Source organism: Kitasatospora sp. NPDC001683, assembly GCF_053596495.1.
Map to the genome: position 1 here is coordinate 14,554 of NZ_JBSFGK010000033.1, position 17,448 is coordinate 32,001.

14 protein-coding genes and 3 pseudogenes are annotated in these 17,448 nt (G+C 72.1%); 12 read left to right on the forward strand and 5 right to left on the reverse strand.

The features are described from left to right. Positions 1–50: 50 nt before the first annotated feature. The 5 genes from ACWCYO_RS19415 (at position 51) to nagA (ending at position 5,292) form a co-directional block, all read left to right on the forward strand. Complete coding sequence (locus ACWCYO_RS19415; RefSeq protein WP_449784876.1) at positions 51–929, forward strand: SIS domain-containing protein; 879 nt, start codon at positions 51–53, stop codon at positions 927–929. After that, the gene (locus ACWCYO_RS19420; RefSeq protein ID WP_449784877.1) at positions 926–1,999 is read left to right on the forward strand and encodes an ROK family protein; all 1,074 of its coding nucleotides are present in this window, start codon (positions 926–928) and stop codon (positions 1,997–1,999) included. The genes ACWCYO_RS19415 and ACWCYO_RS19420 overlap by 4 nt, the downstream gene beginning before the upstream one ends. After that, entirely contained in the window at positions 1,996–2,940 is a 945-nt protein-coding gene (locus tag ACWCYO_RS19425; protein ID WP_449784878.1) for a 1-phosphofructokinase family hexose kinase, read from the forward strand. Before ACWCYO_RS19420 ends, ACWCYO_RS19425 begins: the two co-directional genes overlap by 4 nt. After that, positions 2,931–3,794, forward strand: coding sequence for a class II fructose-bisphosphate aldolase (locus tag ACWCYO_RS19430; protein ID WP_449784879.1), 864 nt, complete (start codon positions 2,931–2,933; stop codon positions 3,792–3,794). Before ACWCYO_RS19425 ends, ACWCYO_RS19430 begins: the two co-directional genes overlap by 10 nt. 337 nt (positions 3,795–4,131) lie before the next feature. Next, positions 4,132–5,292 carry an N-acetylglucosamine-6-phosphate deacetylase gene (gene nagA, locus ACWCYO_RS19435; RefSeq protein WP_449784880.1) on the forward strand — a complete coding sequence of 387 codons (1,161 nt, stop codon included), beginning with the start codon at positions 4,132–4,134 and terminating at the stop codon, positions 5,290–5,292. 84 nt (positions 5,293–5,376) lie between these two features. Here nagA and ACWCYO_RS19440 read toward each other — a convergent pair. From ACWCYO_RS19440 to ACWCYO_RS19450, 3 genes and pseudogenes are all read right to left on the reverse strand, one after another. Beyond that, a pseudogene (locus tag ACWCYO_RS19440) lies at positions 5,377–5,490 on the reverse strand (IS630 family transposase); the annotation flags it as partial. A 154-nt stretch (positions 5,491–5,644) separates the two neighbouring features. Next, positions 5,645–5,923 (reverse strand): annotated as a pseudogene (locus ACWCYO_RS19445) (hypothetical protein); the annotation flags it as partial. 1,170 nt (positions 5,924–7,093) lie between these two features. Further along, positions 7,094–8,062: a pirin family protein gene (locus ACWCYO_RS19450; protein ID WP_449784881.1), complete on the reverse strand. Its 969-nt coding sequence runs from the start codon at positions 8,060–8,062 to the stop codon at positions 7,094–7,096. 120 nt (positions 8,063–8,182) lie between these two features. Here ACWCYO_RS19450 and ACWCYO_RS19455 point away from each other — a divergent pair, with 120 nt between their 5' ends. The 3 genes from ACWCYO_RS19455 to thrS all read left to right on the forward strand — a co-directional run bounded on the left by ACWCYO_RS19455 (position 8,183) and on the right by thrS (position 11,082). Continuing rightward, complete coding sequence (locus ACWCYO_RS19455; protein ID WP_449784882.1) at positions 8,183–8,671, forward strand: carboxymuconolactone decarboxylase family protein; 489 nt, start codon at positions 8,183–8,185, stop codon at positions 8,669–8,671. Positions 8,672–8,842: 171 nt separating this feature from the next. Beyond that, positions 8,843–9,577 (forward strand): leucine-rich repeat domain-containing protein, encoded by a 735-nt coding sequence (locus tag ACWCYO_RS19460; RefSeq protein ID WP_270150763.1) that lies wholly within the window; start codon positions 8,843–8,845, stop codon positions 9,575–9,577. A 230-nt stretch (positions 9,578–9,807) separates the two neighbouring features. Continuing rightward, the gene (thrS, locus tag ACWCYO_RS19465) at positions 9,808–11,082 is read left to right on the forward strand and encodes a threonine--tRNA ligase (protein WP_449784918.1); all 1,275 of its coding nucleotides are present in this window, start codon (positions 9,808–9,810) and stop codon (positions 11,080–11,082) included. 307 nt (positions 11,083–11,389) lie between these two features. On the opposite strand, the gene ACWCYO_RS19470 is transcribed toward thrS, so the two are convergent. Then, a complete protein-coding gene (locus tag ACWCYO_RS19470) occupies positions 11,390–11,800 on the reverse strand; it encodes a VOC family protein (protein ID WP_270140729.1) in 411 nt (136 codons plus the stop codon). A gap of 67 nt (positions 11,801–11,867) precedes the next feature. On the opposite strand from ACWCYO_RS19470, the gene ACWCYO_RS19475 reads away from it, so the two are divergent. Then, positions 11,868–12,344, forward strand: coding sequence for a MarR family winged helix-turn-helix transcriptional regulator (locus ACWCYO_RS19475; RefSeq protein WP_270140728.1), 477 nt, complete (start codon positions 11,868–11,870; stop codon positions 12,342–12,344). A gap of 2 nt (positions 12,345–12,346) precedes the next feature. On the opposite strand, the gene ACWCYO_RS19480 is transcribed toward ACWCYO_RS19475, so the two are convergent. Beyond that, positions 12,347–12,961 carry a C40 family peptidase gene (locus tag ACWCYO_RS19480; RefSeq protein ID WP_449784883.1) on the reverse strand — a complete coding sequence of 205 codons (615 nt, stop codon included), beginning with the start codon at positions 12,959–12,961 and terminating at the stop codon, positions 12,347–12,349. 194 nt (positions 12,962–13,155) lie between these two features. Between ACWCYO_RS19480 and ACWCYO_RS19485 the strand changes: the two genes are divergently transcribed. The 3 genes and pseudogenes from ACWCYO_RS19485 to ligA all read left to right on the forward strand — a co-directional run bounded on the left by ACWCYO_RS19485 (position 13,156) and on the right by ligA (position 17,307). Beyond that, entirely contained in the window at positions 13,156–13,599 is a 444-nt protein-coding gene (locus tag ACWCYO_RS19485) for a RidA family protein (RefSeq protein WP_449784884.1), read from the forward strand. A 732-nt stretch (positions 13,600–14,331) separates the two neighbouring features. After that, complete coding sequence (locus ACWCYO_RS19490) at positions 14,332–15,054, forward strand: ScbR family autoregulator-binding transcription factor (RefSeq protein WP_449784885.1); 723 nt, start codon at positions 14,332–14,334, stop codon at positions 15,052–15,054. A gap of 186 nt (positions 15,055–15,240) precedes the next feature. After that, positions 15,241–17,307 (forward strand): annotated as a pseudogene (gene ligA / locus ACWCYO_RS19495) (NAD-dependent DNA ligase LigA). The last annotated feature ends 141 nt before the right edge of the window (positions 17,308–17,448 follow it).

The following is a 17,448-nucleotide window of genomic DNA, read 5'->3' on the forward strand; positions in this document are numbered from 1 at the left end:
AGTATAACCAGATCAAGTTCGATCACATGATCTGATTCGGGAGAGACGCCATGAGCCATGTAGCCCACGAGATCGCCAGCCAGCCGGAGTGCTGGCGCCAGGCCATGGAGCTCACTCCGCCTGGCCTCCCCGAGCCCGGAGAGCGCGTGGCCGTTCTCGGCTGCGGCACCTCGCTGTACATCGCCCAGGCGTACGCGGCCCTGCGGGAGGCCGCCGGCCTCGGGGAGACCGATCCCTTCGCCGCCTCCGAGTTCCCGGCGAACCGCCGCTACGACCGAGTGGTGGCCATCACCAGGTCCGGCAACACGACCGAGGTGCTGACCGCCCTCGGCGAGGCCCGCTCGGCGGGCATCCCCACGACCGCGATCACGGGCGATCTCGCGACCCCGGTCAGCTCGGCCGCCGACACCGTCGTCGACCTGGAGTTCGCCGACGAGAAGTCAGTGGTGCAGACCCGCTTCGCCACCACAGCCCTGGTGCTGCTCCGCGCCCACCTGGGCCTCGTGCCGACCGACCTGCCGGAGCAGGCCGCGCAGGCCGTGCTCGCCGGACTGCCCCACGGTGCCGTCGAGGCCCGCCAGTTCACCTTCCTCGGCACCGGCTGGACGGTAGGCCTGGCCAACGAGGCCGCGCTCAAGCTCCGCGAGGCCTCCAGCGCCTGGACCGAGTCCTACCCGGCGATGGAGTACCGGCACGGCCCGATCAGCGTCACCGGGCCCGGCAGCGTCGTCTGGTTCTTCGGCGAGCCTCCGGCCGGCCTGCTGGACCAGGTCGTCGCGACCGGTGCCGTAGCCGCGGTCTCCCCGCTGGATCCGCTGGCCGATCTGATCCGCGCCCAGCGGCTGGCCGTCGAACTCGCCGAGAGCGAGGGCCTCGACCCCGACCAGCCGCGCAATCTCACCCGATCGATCATCCTGGCTCAGCCATGACCGAGCGCAGCGAGGGCACCGGGGACGCTGTCGAGCGCGGCGAGGGCACCGGGGACGCTGTCGAGCGCGGCGAGGGCACCGGGGACGCTGTCGAGCGCGGCCGGGCTCGCGGTGATGCCCCCGTCCTCGCTCTCGACCTCGGCGGCACCCAGCTCAAGGCCGGCGTGATGGCGGCGGACGGCTCCCTGATCCACACCGAGCGCCGCCCCACCCGCGCCGAACGCGGCCCGGACGCGGTCATCGACACGCTGCTCACCTGTGCCTCCGACCTCGCCGAGCGGTACCGGCCCGCAGCGGCAGGCATCGTCGTCCCAGGAATCGTCGACGAACCGTCAGGCGTGGCCGTCTGCGCCGTTAACCTCGGCTGGCGCCGGATACCGGTACGGCAGTGGCTGGCCGAAGAGCTCGGTGTACCGGTCGCGTTCGGACACGACGTCCGGGCCGGCGCTCTCGCCGAGGCCAGACTCGGCGCGGGCCGAGGCTGCGACTCGTTCCTGTTCGTCCCGGTCGGCACCGGTATCGCGGCCGCTGTCATGCACAACGGACAGGCACTCGCCGGCGCGCACGGGGCGGCCGGCGAACTCGGCCACCTGGTGGTGCGGCCCGACGGCGAACCCTGTCCCTGCGGAAGCCGGGGCTGCCTGGAGACCCTCGCCTCCGCCTCCGCCATCGCCCGCCGTTACCGCCACGCCACCGGCGAGGACGGAGTCAGCGCCAAGGACGTCCACGAGCGCGCCCAGGCCGGGGACGCAGCGGCAGCCGAGATCTGGTGCGACGCCGTCGACGCGCTTGCCGACGGACTGACCGCCGGGATCACCCTCTACGACCCCCAGGCCGTCGTCGTCGGAGGTGGCCTGGCGAGGGCCGGCAAGCCCTACTTCGATGCCCTGAAGGCCGCTATCGCCAAGCGACTCACATTCCAGAGTGGACCGAGGATCGTCCCTGCCTCACTCGGTCACCAGGCCGGCTGCCTCGGAGCCGCCCTGCTCGCCCAGGACCTGCAACGGGCGGCCGGAGCCACATCGGCCGGACAGCCACCACGGCGACGGGCCGCCAGGAGGGCCGGATGATCCTCACCGTCACGCTCAATGCAGCACTGGATGTCACCTACCGGTTGGACCGGTTGCGACCACATGCGAGCAACCGGGTCCGCGGGACAGCCGCGCGGGCCGGCGGCAAGGGCGTCAACGTCTCTCGCGTCCTGCACGCCCTCGGTCAGGAGACGGTCGTCACCGGCCTTGCCGGCGGACCCGTCGGGGAGGCCGTGCGCCGTGACCTCGCGGCAGCCGGGTTGACCGATCGGCTCGTGCGGATCGCGGCCGAGACCCGCCGCACGGTCGCCGTCGTCGACGAAGCCGAGGGCGACACGACCATCCTGCTGGAACCCGGGCCGGTGGTCTCGGCAACCGAGTGGGCGGGCTTCCTCGACCTTTACGATCGGCTGCTCGCCCGCGCCTCGGCCGTCGTGCTCTCCGGCAGCCTGCCCGGCGGCATGCCCACCGACACGTACGCCGTCCTGACCCGGCTCGCGCACGCCCATCGCGTGCCCGCCATCCTCGACGCCGACGGCGAGGCCCTGCGTGAAGGTCTCGCCGAGGCACCCGCGATCATCAAGCCCAACGTCCATGAACTCGCCGCCGCGAGCGGGAGTACCGACCCCCGTGCCGGTGCCGAGGCGCTGCGGGCCGCCGGCGCGCAGTCGGTGGTCGCCTCCCTCGGGTCCGACGGCCTGATCGCCACGACCCCGCAAGGCAGTTGGCACGCCCGCCCGCCGCAGGCAATCGCAGGTAATCCGACCGGTGCCGGCGATGCGGCCGTCGCGGCCCTCGCCCTTGGCCTGATCACCGGCAACCCGTGGCCCGACCGGCTCATCCAGGCGGTGGCCCTGTCCACCGCCGCCGTCGCGGCCCCGCTGGCCGGCGACTTCGACGCCGAGGTCCACCGCCGCCTGCTCGGCGAAGTGACCGTCCAACGCCTCACCACCCGTCAAGGAGAATCTCCATGCCCCTGACCGGAACCGGCGAGATCGTCGCCACCGCCGTTGCCGCAGGCTGCGGCGTCGGCGCGTTCAACGTCATCCAGCTCGAACACGCCCAGGCCATCGTCGCCGGCGCCGAGGCTGCCGGATCCCCCGTGATCCTCCAGCTGAGCGAGAACGCCGTCCGCTACCACGGCGCGCTCGGCCCGATCGGCGCCGCCGTTCTGGCAGTCGCCCGAAAGGCCGATGTGCCCGTCGCCCTCCACCTGGACCACGCGACCTCCGTCGAGCTGGTCCACCAGGCCGTCGAAATCGGCTTCACCTCGGTCATGTTCGACGCCTCCGTCCTGGAGTACGCCGAGAACGTGCGGACCACAGCCGAGATCGTCGGCTACTGCCACGACGCCGGGGTGTGGGTGGAGGCGGAGCTCGGCGAGGTCGGAGGCAAGGACGGCGTCCACGCCCCCGGCGCGCGAACCGACCCCGCGGAGGCCGCCGCCTTTACCGCCGCCACCGGCGTCGACGCACTCGCCGTCGCCGTCGGCACGTCCCACGCCATGCTGAGCCGGGACGCCGTGCTCGACTTCGACCTGATCGCCGCCCTGCGCGCCGCCGTCACCGTGCCGCTCGTACTGCACGGCTCCTCCGGCGTCGCCGACCGCCACCTCACCGCCGCCGTCGACCACGGCATGACCAAGGTCAACATCGCCACCCACCTCAACCAGGTGCTCACCACCACCGTCCGCGAGGCCCTCACCGCCGACCCCCGCCTGGTGGACACCCGCCGCTACCTCGGCGCCGGCCGCACCGCGATGGCGGCCGAGGTCACCCGCCTCCTCGGCGTGCTGCGGGCTCCGACCCGGAGTTGCCCGCCGCTCGCCTCCTGACGGGAAGAACAGGCGTAGCTGATGCGGCGTCAAACCTCCCGGCTCATGCAAGGACGGCTGCCGAGTGGCGCGCCCGTCCCTGGAGCCGGACCGGGCGCGAACGCGACGGTCCGCGCGCCGCTGCTGCGCAGGAACGCGTGGTCCGGTACGCGCCTCCATCACGTCGTAGGTGGCGCAGCTCTCCTGGACCGGTCCGGTGCACGGCCTTTCCATTGTCAACAATCGGCGCACACACTACTTTTCCTGGACCTATGAAGATATACAGGCGCAATCGCACGTCCAGACGGCCATCTGCTCGCGGCAGGGAACGGAAGAGGTCGTGATCGTCACGGATCGCATGACCCTGGCCAGTGCCTGTCTGATCCTGCCCGGCGGCGTCATCGAGGGTGGCCGCCTGGCCGTCGAGGGCGACCGGATCGCCGCCATCACGAGCGGCGAGAGCGAGCCGGGCGACCTGGACCTGACCGGCTACACCGTGGTGCCCGGCTTCGTGGACCTGCACGTTCATGGCGGCGGCGGCGCCTCCTACGCCTCCGGCATCGCCGAGGAGGCCCTGCGCGCCGCCCGCACCCACCTCGAACACGGCACCACCACCACGATGGCCTCCACCGTCACCGGCGAGATCGACGACCTCGCCCGCCAGGCCGCCGTCCTCTCCGAACTCGTCGAGGACGGCGTCCTGGCCGGCATCCACTTCGAGGGCCCCTTCATCTCCCCGGGCCGCTGCGGCGCCCACCGCCCCGACCTGCTCCGCGACCCCGACCCGGCCCTCGTCCGCAAGCTCGTCGACGCGGCCCGCGGCCACGCCAAGATGGTCACCCTCGCCCCCGAACTCCCCGGCGGCCTCGACTCGGTGCGCATGCTCGCCGACCTCGGCGTCATCGCCGCCGTCGGCCACACCGACTCCGACTACGCGACCACCCTCGAAGCCGTCGAGGCCGGCGCCAGCGTCGCCACTCACCTCTTCAACGCCATGCCCGGCATCGCCCACCGCGCGCCCGGCCCGATCGTCGCCCTTCTCGAAGACGAGCGGGTCACCGTCGAACTCATCAACGACGGCGTGCACCTGCACCCGTCCGTCCTCGACCTCGCCTACCGGACCGCCGGCCCCACCCGCGTCGCCCTCATCACCGACGCCATGGGCGCCGCCGGCATGGGCGACGGCCTCTACCCCCTCGGCCCCCTCCAGGTCCGGGTCAAGGACGGCGTCGCCATGCTCCCAGACGGCAGCTCCATCGCCGGCTCCACCCTCACCCTCGACCAGGTGCTCCGAAGAGCGGTCACCGCCGCCAGGTTGACACTCCCGCAGGCCGTCGAGTCGCTCTGCGCTACCCCGGCCCGGCTGCTCGGCCTCTCCGACTCGATCGGCTCGCTGGAGACCGGCAAGCTCGCCGACCTGGTCGTACTCGACTCCGACAGCTGCGACCTGGTCGCCGTGATGCGCCACGGTCGATGGGTCCTCGGCGGCGACAAGTTCCCCACCGTCAAGTCCGCTTGACAAGGTATGTCGCACGCATGCCGCCCAGGCACGGCCTGGGCCGCGAGACCCAGCCACCGGCCCGGCCCGATCCTGTGACCCGAAGTAAGTCGGGGGATGCCACTCGGACGGGACCTGCTCGGCCCGGCACGACCCGACCGTGGGACGGATGCCGAGCGGATCGAACTCGTCGAACGCGAAGACCCGGTCGGGAAGGCGCCTCCCTCGCCAGAGATGAGCTGTAGCGCCCATCCTGCTCTATGGCTCCGGCATCCGAGGCCACATCGGCAGGACGCCGAGGATCGACGGGTTGGCCGACACGGGCCCTTTACGCGGTGCACGTGCCTCGTCCGCCCTGGAGTCACACCGGCAGTCACACTCCTGGCCACTGCTGCTGGAGAACCGTGGCGAGTTCCACCGTGGCCAGGTACCACCAGAAGATCCAGTCAAGGAACACCGGATCATAATCATCTTGCGGAGAGGCGTCACGGTGACGGATCTCGAACCTGTTGGCGATCTGGAAGAGAGCGCCGTCGTCAGGCTTTCCGAGCTCGCCACGAATGAGGTCGCGCTGCTCCTCGAGTATCCCTGCCAGGTTTATGATTGCCGAACGCTTCTCCTCGACGGCCGCTCCGCATCCCCGATAGAGGGCAAATCTCGTCCAAGCAGTATCCCCAAAGGCGGTTCGCATGGCGGACGCTCTGCCCCGGAGACGAAGGATCGCTGCTGCGCTCGGCACCATCAGAAGCGATTCCTAATCCGAGTGACACTCCGGGTGAAAGGAATTATCGACTGATGAGCATTAATTCACGGGGTGTGAATACTGCGGATCGTTTGGCTGGGTTCGGCTGGTGGCCACGCCGGGGTCGGGAACGGAATGAGGCGCCCGAGGGCGCTGGTCGCGACATCATGGGGGCGTGAGGCAAATCACTCCCGAACTCCCCCTCGCTCGCTGCCTCTCACGCGCCTCTCACGGACTGGGTGTCATGATGTGTCATCAGGCGCCATGCCCGATGGACGAGATAGGCCCTGACCTGCGGGATTCGGACTGGTGAACGCCGGTCGGACGCCCTTTCGACCGCTGGGGGTCAAGTGGTTCTCGGAGAGTGGTAGGTTTCCGGGCCGTTTTGGTGTTTCGGTCTGTGGGACAGGGGTCCTGTCGCCAGGGCCGGCCGGTCGGTCGTCCGAGTCCACGCTACGAGGTCCGGGCCCTCGTGGGGTCTGGACCTGCGGATGAGAGGGTTTCGTTGGTGCGGCCGGCGGCGTAGTCGTCGATGTTGCGGGCGGTGGCGTCGATGATCTGGCTGACGGCGGTGTGGGTTCTTCGTAGATGTCGAGGCGCATGGTGGCTGTCTCCTCCGGCATGCCCTCCGGGGTGGTGACCGTCCTTCGGCAACTGGCGAGGGGCGTGCCGGGGTGTCCGCAGGCCCTCACAGCGGCACCCTCCGGGTGTGCTGCCGCTGCGGGTATGAGCCGTCGAACATTGCGAACCGGAAGGACTGCGAGTCCTGGCACGGGGCAACGTCGCGGCAGTGCGGTCGGCACCGAATCGACGATCCGGGCTGGGCGCCGTGGTGGCGACTTCCCCAGGCTCCGCGAGTGCGTGACGTGGACCGTCCTGAAAGGCCTGACGGAGCGTCAGTAAAGTCAGCATTGGGTCAGCATTGGTCCTGGCAGGCGCTGTCACAGATGGTCGAACCGTGTCATGCGTCGAGGGCGGAGGCGGGTGCCGACAGGGCCGCTTCGGGGTGGGCGTAAGGGGGCTCGGGCTCGGGGGTGCGGTGGACCCGACCGCCGCACCCCCGATCGGCAAACACCCAGGTCAGCGCGCGCGTCCGCGCGGTTTCAGGGGGATGGCGGGAAGCTCCGGGGCAGGCAAGCGGTCGCCCGGATAGCCCTGGACTCCGCCGAATCGGTCGGGGTTCTCGGAGGCCATCCAGTCTTCGCGGGCTCGTGTAATGTCTTCGTTCGACCGGCCGATGAAGTTCCACCACATGACGATCTGCTCCTCGAAGGGCGTGCCGCCGAGGAGGATGAGGCGGGCGGGGGCGTCGGTGGTGTTGGTGACGGCCAGGGTGCTGGGACCGGGGGAGAGGTAGCCGAGGTCGCCGTGGTGGAGGACGGTGGCGGTGTCGGCGAGGCGTACCTCGCCGCGGTCGACCAGGACGCCGTGTTCGAAGGCGGGGTCGACGGTGAGGATGACGGTGGCGTGCGGGTGGAGGGTGAGTTCGGCGCCGAGGAGTGGGGTGAAGGTCGGCACGGGGGAGGTGCGGCCGGCCAGGGTGCCGAGGAAGACCCGGGCCTCGCCGCCGTCCAGGGCGACCGGCTCGGGTGCGTGGTGGTGGAAGTCCCGTGCGGTGTCGCGGTGTTCGTCGGGCAGGGCGACCCAGAGCTGGACGCCGTGCAGCACCGTGGTCGCGGGGGTGGAGACCTCCGAGTGGCAGATGCCGTGGCCGGAGGTCATCAGGTTGAGCTCGCCGGGGCGGACGAAGGCGTGGACGCCGAGGCTGTCCCGGTGCTCGATCTCGCCGGTGAAGAGCCAGCTGACGGTCTGCAGGCCGGTGTGGGGGTGCGGGGCGACATCCATGCCGCCGGTCCGGGCGACGTCGTCGGGGCCGTAGTGGTCGACGAAGCACCAGGCGCCGATCAGCCGGCGGGAGCGGTGCGGGAGGGTGCGGCGTACGGTCATCGCACGCGGTCCGCCGAGCGGGACGTCCCGGGCGGACAGCACCTCGACGTACGGGTCCTGCGGCTGGGCGGTGAGGTGCGGCTCGGTCTCGGCGGTGCTCATGGCTGTGGGCCCTCCCATGGCGGATGTCGCTTCCATGTAGTTCTAGATTCAACTATTATGGCACGGCAGCGCGCCGACCGGCAGCGCGCCGATGGTGTCCGTGGGAGTCGAGGAGTTCAGGTGAGTGACGTGACGGTGGTCCCGGCGGATCGGCGGGTGTTCATCGACAAGCAGAGCCCCAAGGCCTACAAGGCGCTGCTCGCGGCCGCCGAGGTGGCGCGGGCGGGCGCGGCGGAGGCCGGGCTGGACCGGCGGCTGGTGGAGCTGGTCAATCTGCGGGTCTCGCAGATCAACGGCTGCGCCTACTGCCTGAACGTGCACACCCGGGCCGCGCTGCGCGAGGGCGAGACCACCCAGCGGCTGGGCGTGCTCCCGGCCTGGCGGGACACCGAGCTGTTCACCGCGCGGGAGCGGGCCGCGCTGGCGTTGGCGGAGGCGACCACGAACCCGTCGGACGCCGCCGCGCAGCACGCCGCCTACGCGCTCGCGCGCGAGGCGCTGACCGAGGAGGAGATCTCGGCGGCGGTCTGGGTGGCGATCACCATCAACTCCTTCAACCGGGTGTCGATCATGAGCAAGCACCCGGTCCGCCCGACTCCGGGGATGTAGGGCGGACCGGGCGGGCGTTGGCCGGTGGGTCCCTCCCGGTGGATCTCGGATCGCGGGCCGGTCGGCTCCCCCGTTCGGCGTAGTGCCTACGGTGGTGGGAGCGCACGCCGGGGGCGCGCGTGGGTGGGGGCCACGGGGTGGCGGTGACGGAGAATGGCGGGCGTGACAGACATGACGCTCAACCTGTGGCGGCAGCCGCTCGGTCCGGCGGCCGGCGAGGTGCTCACCACGGTGTGGGATCGCGACGACCTGACCGTGCTCATCCTCGCCGAGGGCGCGCTCTCCGAACTCCCGCCCGGCATCAGCCGGTTGCTCAGGCTCCGCACCCTCGACCTGGGCCACAACCTGTTCGCCGAGGTGCCCGCCGAACTGACCGCGCTCACCTGGCTCCGGGACTTCCTCTACCTGCACGACAACCAGCTGACCGCCCTGCCGGACTCGATCGGGCGGCTCACCCGGCTGCGCTACCTCAACGTTGGCGAGAACCGGATCTCCGAACTCCCGTCCAGCATCGGGAAGATGGCCGAGCTGGTCGAACTGCGCGCCCAGCACAACCGGCTCACCGCGCTGCCGGAGTCGATCGGCGCCCTCGGCGAGCTGCGCGAACTCTGGCTGCGCGGCAACCGGTTGACCGCCCTGCCGGCCTCCTTCGGGCTGCTGTCCGAACTGCGCGAGCTGGAACTGCGGGAGAACGCCCTCGCCGAGTTCCCCGCCGTCCTCGCCCGGCTCCCGCGGCTGCGCCGCATCGACCTGCGCGGCAACGACATCTCCGGACTGCCGGACTGGCTGGCCGACCCGGCCGTGCTGCCCGCGCTGGAGAAGCTCGACCTGCGGTGGAACGACGTCCAGGTGCCGGACCGGGTGCGGGACGCGCTCGCCGAGCGCGGCTGCGTCGTTCTGCTGTGACCTTGCCCATGAAGATCAACACGGGCGGCGAGGACCTGCTACCGTGGAACGCATGAAGCGCGCTGCACTCGTCACGACGACGCCGGAGAGAGTCCCGGCGCGCTGACTGCTGACCAAGTCCGAAGCCCCGGGGCGAGTGCCCCGGGGCTTCGTCGTTCCCGGCTCCACTCGCCCGCGGATCCCGAGTGGAGACCACCCTCATGAACGACCAGTCCATGAACGACCAGTCCATGAACGACCAGCCCGTGAACGACCAGCCCGTGAACGATCGGCCCGCGCACGACCACCGCAAGCTCGGCCGCGAACTCGACCTGTTCGACACCGACCCGCTGATGGGCTCCGGCCTGCCCTACTGGCTGCCCGACGGCGCCGCGATCCGGCACACCCTGGAGGAGTTCATCCGCGGCCGCGAGCGTCGGGCCGGCTACCGCCACGTCTACTCGCCGGTGCTCGGCAAGCGCGAGCTGTACGAGATCTCCGGCCACTGGGACCACTACCGCGACGACATGTTCCCACCCATGGAGCTGGGCTCGGAGGAGATGGTGCTGCGCCCGAGCCTGTGTCCGCACCACGCGGTGATCTTCCGCTCCCGCCCCCACAGCTACCGGGAACTGCCCTTGCGGATGGCCGAGTTGGGCGGAATGTACCGTTCCGAGCTATCCGGCGTGCTGGGCGGGCTGACCAGGGTCCGGGCGATCCAGCTGAACGACGCCCACGTCTTCTGCACCCCCGAGCAGGCCGCCGACGAGGCCGTCGCCGCACTGGAGTTGATCCGCGAGGCGCACCGCGCGCTCGGCGTCGTGCCGGTCCGCTACCGGCTCTCGCTGCCCGGCGAGGGCGGCAAGTACGTGGCCGATCCCGGGCTCTGGCGGCGCGCCACCGCGCTGCTGACCGACGTGCTGGAGCGCTCCGGAGTGCCCTTCGAGGCGGCCGAGGGCGAGGCCGCGTTCTACGGTCCCAAGATCGACGTGCAGATCGCCGACGGCGCCGGGCGCGAGTTCACCCTCTCCACCGTGCAGATCGACTTCCACCAGCCCGAGCGCTTCAGCCTGCACTACATCGGCCCGGACGGCGCCAAGCACCGCCCGGTGATGGTGCACCGCAGCGTGATCGGCAGCGTCGAGCGGGTGGTCGCCCACCTGATCGAGTTGTACGGCGGGGCGTTCCCGGCCTGGCTCGCACCCGTCCAGGTGGTGCTGCTGCCGATCTCCGACGCCGAGCTGCCGCAGGCCGAGCGGCTGCGGCAGCGCTGCCTGGACCTCGGGCTGCGGGCCGAGGTCGCCGGGCCCGAGCACGGCAGCCTCGGCGCCCGGATCCGGGAGGCCCGGCTGGTGCCCTACCAGGCGGTGATCGGCGCCAAGGAGGCCGTGGACGACCGGGTCGCGCTGCGGGTGCGGGACGGCCGCCGGCTGGAGCCGATGCCGGCCGAGGAGGCGTGGTCGCGGATCGGCGCGCTGGTCGCGGGCTGCAGCGCCGAGCTGTGGCGGGACGCGCCCGGCCGGTGAACCGGGGGCATGCGTACGACTGGTGCGGTGCACGGCGTGTCGGCGGTGCCGGGGGCCGCGGCCGCCCGTCGGGAGCGCGGCGGCCGAGTCCACGGCCGCCGCTGTTCCCATGGTTCCGGAGGTACCCATGCGTAGGCCGCGCAGGTTCGTCGCTCCCGTCCTCACCGCCCTGCCTCGCCCTCGCCGGGGCGGTGGCCGCCGCCCCGGCGGGCTCGGCCGGGCTCCGCCCACTGCCCGTACCCCGGGCGTCGTCGGCCGGCGGGGAGTGCGCCTGCGGCGGCCGCGCCTGCGCACGGAGCTTCCGGGGTCAGTACGACTGCAGCTCGATCAAGTGCCCCTCGGGGTCGCGCAGATGGGCGCTGCGCAGGGTGGGGCCCCACTCCGGGCGGTCGGTGGCCGGGGCGGCGAGGACGCCGCCGTGTTCGAGGCAGAGGGCGAGCGCCTTGTCCACGTCGTCGACCCGGAAGACCAGCATCGCGGCGTCCTGGACGGGGGCGGTGGGCCGGGCGGGCAGTCCGGTGGTGCCCAGGGCGGTGGCCATCGCGGTGCGGTCGTAGAGCACCAGGACGGCCTGCTCGTCGACGTCCCAGTTGGCGTAGGGGCCCTCGGGCGCGCCCTTGACCAGGGTGGCGCCGGTGAGCGCGGGGAGGACTGCGCGGTAGAAGCCGAAGCACTCGGCGAAGCGGGTGACGAGCAGGCGCGGGTAGAGGGCGTCCACGGTCGAACTCCTGGGTCGAAAACAGTGGGTCAGCACCCACTATAGGGATGGACCCTAGAATGGCGCCATGGCCTCCGAGACCCCCGACCCGTCCGGCGGACTGCCGCCGACCCTGCTGGACCTCAGCACCTTCCTGCTCGCCCGGATCGGCCGCACCGCGCGCGCCCGGCTCGCCGACCAGCTGGCCGAACGCGGCCTGCGGCTCTGGGACATGGCGGTGCTCGCGGCGCTGGCCGACTTCGGGCCGCAGGCGCAGCGGGACCTGGTGCAGCGGCTGGGCATCGACCCGAGCGACCTCGCGAAGGTCGCCGACCAGCTGGGCGCGGCCGGGTACGTCGAGCGCGGCCGGGACGCGACGGACCGGCGACGGGTCTCGGTCTCCGTCACCGCCGCCGGGCGGGCGCTGCTGGCCGAACTGGAGGCGCGGGCCCGGGCGGTGCAGGACGAGGTGCTGGCGCCGCTGGACCAGGGGGAGCGGCGGGTGCTGCAGGAGCTGCTGCGGCGGGTGAACGAGGGGATGGCGGTGCGGCGGGGCGCCGTCTGAGCTCAGGCGGTCGGCGGCCCGGGGCGGCGGCCGCCCGCGAACTCGCCTGCCCAACGCGGGACATCGAGCACCTTCTCGACCCGCGCGACCAGCGTGCCGGTCCGTTCGGCGTGGATCATCGCGCCGTCGCCCGCGTAGATGCCGACGTGGTGCAGCGGGGCGTCGGGGCGGGAGAAGAACAGCAGGTCGCCGGGGGCGAGGGCGTCGCGTTCGACCGGCGCGCTGCGGTTGAACTGGGCGACGGTGTAGTGCCCGAGCTCGACGGTGCCGTGGCTGGCGCGGTACCAGCAGTAGAGGGACAGGCCGCTGCAGTCGAAGCCGACCGTGCTCTCGCCCAGGCAGACGCCGTTGAGGTAGCCGTTGTCCGCGTCGCAGAAGCCGAGGCCCGGGCCCAGCCGGTCGCCGCCGCCCCAGGCGTACGGGACGCCGATCTGCGCGGCGGCGACGGCGGCGACCCGGTGTCCCAGGGTCGCGGCGGGTTCGGACGGCCGTGCGGCGTGGGCGGGTTGGGCCGCGGGAGCCAGGGCCGGGACGAGGCCTGCGCCGAGGGCGAGGCCGAGCACGCGGCGGCGTCCGACTCCGGAGGCCTGGTCGCGGTCGGGCGGTTGGGGCTCCATCGGTCGACTCCCGGGGGCTGGTGGCGGCGTTGGTGGCGGTGGCGGTCGCGCCATTGGCGTGGGCGGGCACCAGGATTGCGGTCCGGAGGCTCCGTCCGCCATCACCCGCAACGGTGAATCGTGGGCACACGGGCCTTGGCGGGGGCGGGAGTTCGCCGGAAAACGGTTTGACGGTCGTTCGTGAGGGGCCAACGATGAGCGCGAACGTTCGGTTGCACCCCCCGGAGGTCCTCATGAGCAGCGCCGTCAAGCTGGTCCGCAGCACGCGGCTGACCCAGGCCGTCGACTACGCCTACGCGGCGGTCGTCGACGCGCCGGCCCGCTCGCTCTGGCTCGCCGGTGCCTGCCCGCTGGACGAGGACGGGCGCACGGTCGCCGTCGGTGACTACGAGGCGCAGGCGCACCAGGTGATGCGCAATCTGATGACCGTGCTGGAGGATGCCGGCGCGGGGCTCACGGACATCGCCCGGACCACCGTGTACGTGGCCTCCAGCGATCAGGCGGACCTGGTGAAGGTGTGGAACGTGTACCGGGAGTACCTGGGGGAGCACGACGCCCCCAGCACACTGCTCGGCGTCGCGGTCCTCGGCTACTCGGACCAGTTGGTGGAGGTGGAGGCGGTGGCCGTGCTGCCATGACGGCCGGGCGGGGAGCCGATCCGTGGGGCGGACGCGGGGCGGGGCGGCCCCGCGAGTCCGTGCGCCGGAGGACGGCTCGGTCCACGCGGTGTACGGCGTCGGGGGCTAGAACGCGAACTGGGCCTGCACGCCCGGCGATTCGGGCCGTCTGGTCTTCACCATCACCAACGACACCGACCGCGAGGGACCCGGCATCGTCTCCGCCAACTCGGCGGGCGAGGACGCGCCCAAGGTCATGTACTGGGCCCAGGCCCCCGACGTCCTCAACATCGTCCGCCAGCGGCTGAATCCGCACATCTGACGGTTTCCGGCACCAGGGACTTCGGGGGGCTCGGGGGCGGCTCGGGAATCGAAGTGTTCCGGCGTTCAGGAGGAGGCCGCGGCGAGCAGGGCAACGCTACTCCCCTCCTCGCGTCCTCGACCGTTTGGTTGTGGAGTCGCCCGAGGGGTGGTTTCGAGGTCGATGTGATCAGTAAATAAGAAACCGATCGTTCGGTTTCTGGTTGAGGATGGCGGAACGGCAGTGGTGTTCGTCGGCGGGCTGCCCGGGAGGTCCGGCTGCCCACCGCCTAGTGGAGAGATGACTGTTCGTCAGAATGAGAAAGAGGGGGTGGGGGAGCAGGTTCAGCTTGAGCTGACGCCCCGACAGCACCTTGTCGCCCGTGGCCCGCCCGCCGCTAAGATACGGGGTATTTGGTTTTCTCTTCCGGAGCACAGGGCGGGGTGGTTGCGGTGGTACGGCAGGAAAGGGCGCTCCGGACGCGTCGGCTGATCCTGGAGGCCGCGGCGTCGGTCTTCGACGAGTTCGGCTACGAGGGCGCCACCATCGGGGAGGTGGTCTCCCGGGCGGGCGTGACGCGCGGTGCGGTGTACTTCCACTTCGCCTCGAAGCGGGATCTCGCGCAGGGTGTCGTCGAGGAGCAGTTCGTCCAGGACGGAGTGCCGGAACGGAGCTGCAAACTCCAGGAGTTCGTGGACACCGGGATGGTGATCGCGCACCTGATGCCGCGTGACCCGCTGCTCAGCGCGGGTGCCCGGCTCTCGCTCGGCCAGGACGTGTTCGACGACTTCGGCGGCGGCGCGATCCCCGGCTGGATCAGCCGGATGGAGGCGCTGCTGGCCGCCGCCGGCGAGCGCGGTGAACTGCTACCGCACGTCGTCCCGGCCGACACCGCGTGGCTGTTCATCGCCGCCTGGACGGGTGTGCAGATCCAGTCGCAGAAGCTCTCCGGCCGGGCCGACCTCGAGCGGCGGGTGTCCGGCCTGTTCCAGCACCTGATGCCGAGCGTCGCGGTGCCCGGCGTGCTCGGCTCGCTCCAGATGGGCCCGGACCGCGGTGCCCGGGTGGTCGCCGAGGCCGCGGCGGCCCGGGTGGCGGAGGGCGGCGGCGGGGAGTCGTCGACGGAGCCGCGGGGCGCTGCGGAAGCGGTCGCGGCCGGGATCGGCGTGGGCTGACCGTCCCGTGCGCGGGGCGAGGTATCGACCCGCACGGGTGCGCGGGGCGCGGTGCCGATCCGCCGACTGCCGGGCGCGCCCGCCGCGGGTGGGTCGAATGCGGGCGGGGCGAATGCGAGCGGGGCGAATGCGAGCGGGGCGAATGCGAGCGGGTCGAATGTCAGTGCGGCTCGCCATGATGGCGTTATGAAGGACGCAGCCACCACGGCCACCCCCGCCGCCCTCGCCTCCCCGGAGGCCTACGCCGACACCGTCGCCACCGCCGTACGGGCCGCCGCAGCCTACTACGCCGACGGCTCCACCCCGCTCGGGGACGACGAGTACGACGCCCTGGTCCGGGTGATCGAGGCCTACGAGCGCGAGCACCCCGACCAGGTGCTGCCCGAGTCGCCCACCGGCAAGGTGGCCGGCGGCGCGGCCGTCGGCGACGTCCCGCACAGCACGCCGATGCTCTCGCTCGACAACGTCTTCTCCGCCGAGGAGCTGGAGTCCTGGGCCGCCGGGCTGGAGCGCCGGCTCGGCCACCCGGTCGCCGCCTGGTGCGTCGAACCCAAGCTGGACGGCCTCGCCGTCGCCGCCCGCTACCGGGAGGGCCGCCTGCACCAGGTGCTCACCCGGGGCGACGGCCTGGCCGGGGAGGACATCACCCACGCCGCCGACGCCGTGCTCGGCCTGCCCGCCCGGCTGGCCGAGCCGCTCGACGTCGAACTGCGCGGCGAAGTGCTGCTCACCCATGCACAGTTCGAACAGGCCAACGCCGTGCGCACCGCCCACGGCGCCACCCCCTTCGCCCACCCGCGCAGCGGCGCCGCCGGCACCCTGCGGGCCAAGGACCGTCCCTACCGGGTCGAGCTCACCTTCTTCGGCTACGACGCCCACGGCCTGCCCGGCCTCGGCCACGCCGAACTGCTCACCCGCCTCGCCGAACTCGGCGCCAACACCGCCGCCAGCACTCCGGCCGCGCCCCTGCGCTGCGCCACCCTCACCGAGGCCGAGTAGCGGATCGAGGAGATCGCCGCAATGCGCGCCGCGCTGCCGTTCGGGATCGACGGCGTGGTGGTCAAGGCGGACGCGGTCGCCGACCAGGAGGCGGCCGGCTCCGGCTCCCGGGCGCCGCGCTGGGCGGTGGCCCGCAAGCTGCAGGCCCAGCACAAGGTCACCCGGCTGCTCGGCGTGGAGTGGAACGTCGGCCGCACCGGCATCATCGCGCCCCGCGCCGTGCTCGACCCAGTGGTGATCGACGGCGTCACCGTCACCTACGCGACCCTGCACAACCCCGCCGACATCGAGCGCCGCGGACTGATGATCGGCGACCAGGTCTTCGTCTACCGTGCCGGGGACGTCATCCCGCGAGTGGAGGCGCCGCTGGTCGACGAGCGCACCGGAGCCGAGCAGTCGATCGTCTTCCCCGAGGTCTGCCCGCGCTGCGGCGACGCCATCGACCGCGCGGAGCAGCGCTGGCGCTGCGTGCGCGGCCGGGGCTGCCAGGCCGTCGCCTCGGTGATCTACGCGGCCGGGCGCGACCAGCTCGACATCGAGGGGCTCGGCGGCACCCGGGCCGTCCAGCTGGTCGAGTCCGGGCTGGTCGCCGACCTCGCCGACCTGTTCACCCTGACCAGGGACCAGCTGCTCACCCTGGAGCGGATGGGCGACACCAGCGCCGACAACCTGCTCGCCGCCATCGAGACCGCCCGCACCCGTCCGCTGAACCGGGTCTTCTGCGCCCTCGGCATCCGGGGCACCGGGCGGACGATGTCGCGCCGGATCACGGCCCATTTCGGCAGCATGGCCGCGATCCGGGCCGCCGACGCCGAGGCGCTGGCCGGCGTGGACGGCATCGGGGTGGAGAAGGCGGCCGTGATCGTCGCCGAACTCGCCGAAGTGGCAGGGCTGTTGGACCGGCTGGTGGCGCAGGGGGTGGGGACGCAGGTGTCCGAGCCGGCCGTCGCGGCGGCACCGGCCGGGGCTGCCGCGGCTGCCACGGAAGGGAGCGCGGCGGCCGGTCCGCTGGCGGGGCAGAGCGTCGTGGTGACCGGCAGCATGACCGGCGTGCTGGCCGAACTCTCCCGCAACGAGATGAACGAGCTGATCGAGCGCGCGGGCGGCAAGGCCTCCTCCTCGGTGTCCAAGCGCACCAGCCTGCTGGTCGCGGGTGAGAAGGCGGGCTCCAAGCGCACCAAGGCGGAGGAGCTCGGGGTGCCGATCAGCACCCCGGAGGAGTTCGCCGTCCTGGTGGCCGACTTCCTCGGCTGAGCCGGGTGCCGACGAGCCGCCAGCTGCGCCCGCAGCTCGAGCAGGCGCGCGGGTGCGGTAGGGTGACCGACGCTGAACACGACCACGAGCCAGGGAGGTGAGACCCATTACCGGTATGTCCGAGCGGGTGCTCCCGGAGCG

Coding starts and splice junctions, on each gene's coding strand:
- ACWCYO_RS19415 (WP_449784876.1), top strand. CDS start 51: ATGAGCCATGTAGCCCACGAGATCGCCAGCCAGCCGGAGTGCTGGCGC.
- ACWCYO_RS19420 (WP_449784877.1), top strand. CDS start 926: ATGACCGAGCGCAGCGAGGGCACCGGGGACGCTGTCGAGCGCGGCGAG.
- ACWCYO_RS19425 (WP_449784878.1), top strand. CDS start 1,996: ATGATCCTCACCGTCACGCTCAATGCAGCACTGGATGTCACCTACCGG.
- ACWCYO_RS19430 (WP_449784879.1), top strand. CDS start 2,931: ATGCCCCTGACCGGAACCGGCGAGATCGTCGCCACCGCCGTTGCCGCA.
- nagA (WP_449784880.1), top strand. CDS start 4,132: ATGACCCTGGCCAGTGCCTGTCTGATCCTGCCCGGCGGCGTCATCGAG.
- ACWCYO_RS19450 (WP_449784881.1), bottom strand. CDS start 8,062: ATGAGCACCGCCGAGACCGAGCCGCACCTCACCGCCCAGCCGCAGGAC.
- ACWCYO_RS19460 (WP_270150763.1), top strand. CDS start 8,843: ATGACGCTCAACCTGTGGCGGCAGCCGCTCGGTCCGGCGGCCGGCGAG.
- thrS (WP_449784918.1), top strand. CDS start 9,808: ATGAACGACCAGCCCGTGAACGACCAGCCCGTGAACGATCGGCCCGCG.
- ACWCYO_RS19475 (WP_270140728.1), top strand. CDS start 11,868: ATGGCCTCCGAGACCCCCGACCCGTCCGGCGGACTGCCGCCGACCCTG.
- ACWCYO_RS19480 (WP_449784883.1), bottom strand. CDS start 12,961: ATGGAGCCCCAACCGCCCGACCGCGACCAGGCCTCCGGAGTCGGACGC.
- ACWCYO_RS19485 (WP_449784884.1), top strand. CDS start 13,156: ATGAGCGCGAACGTTCGGTTGCACCCCCCGGAGGTCCTCATGAGCAGC.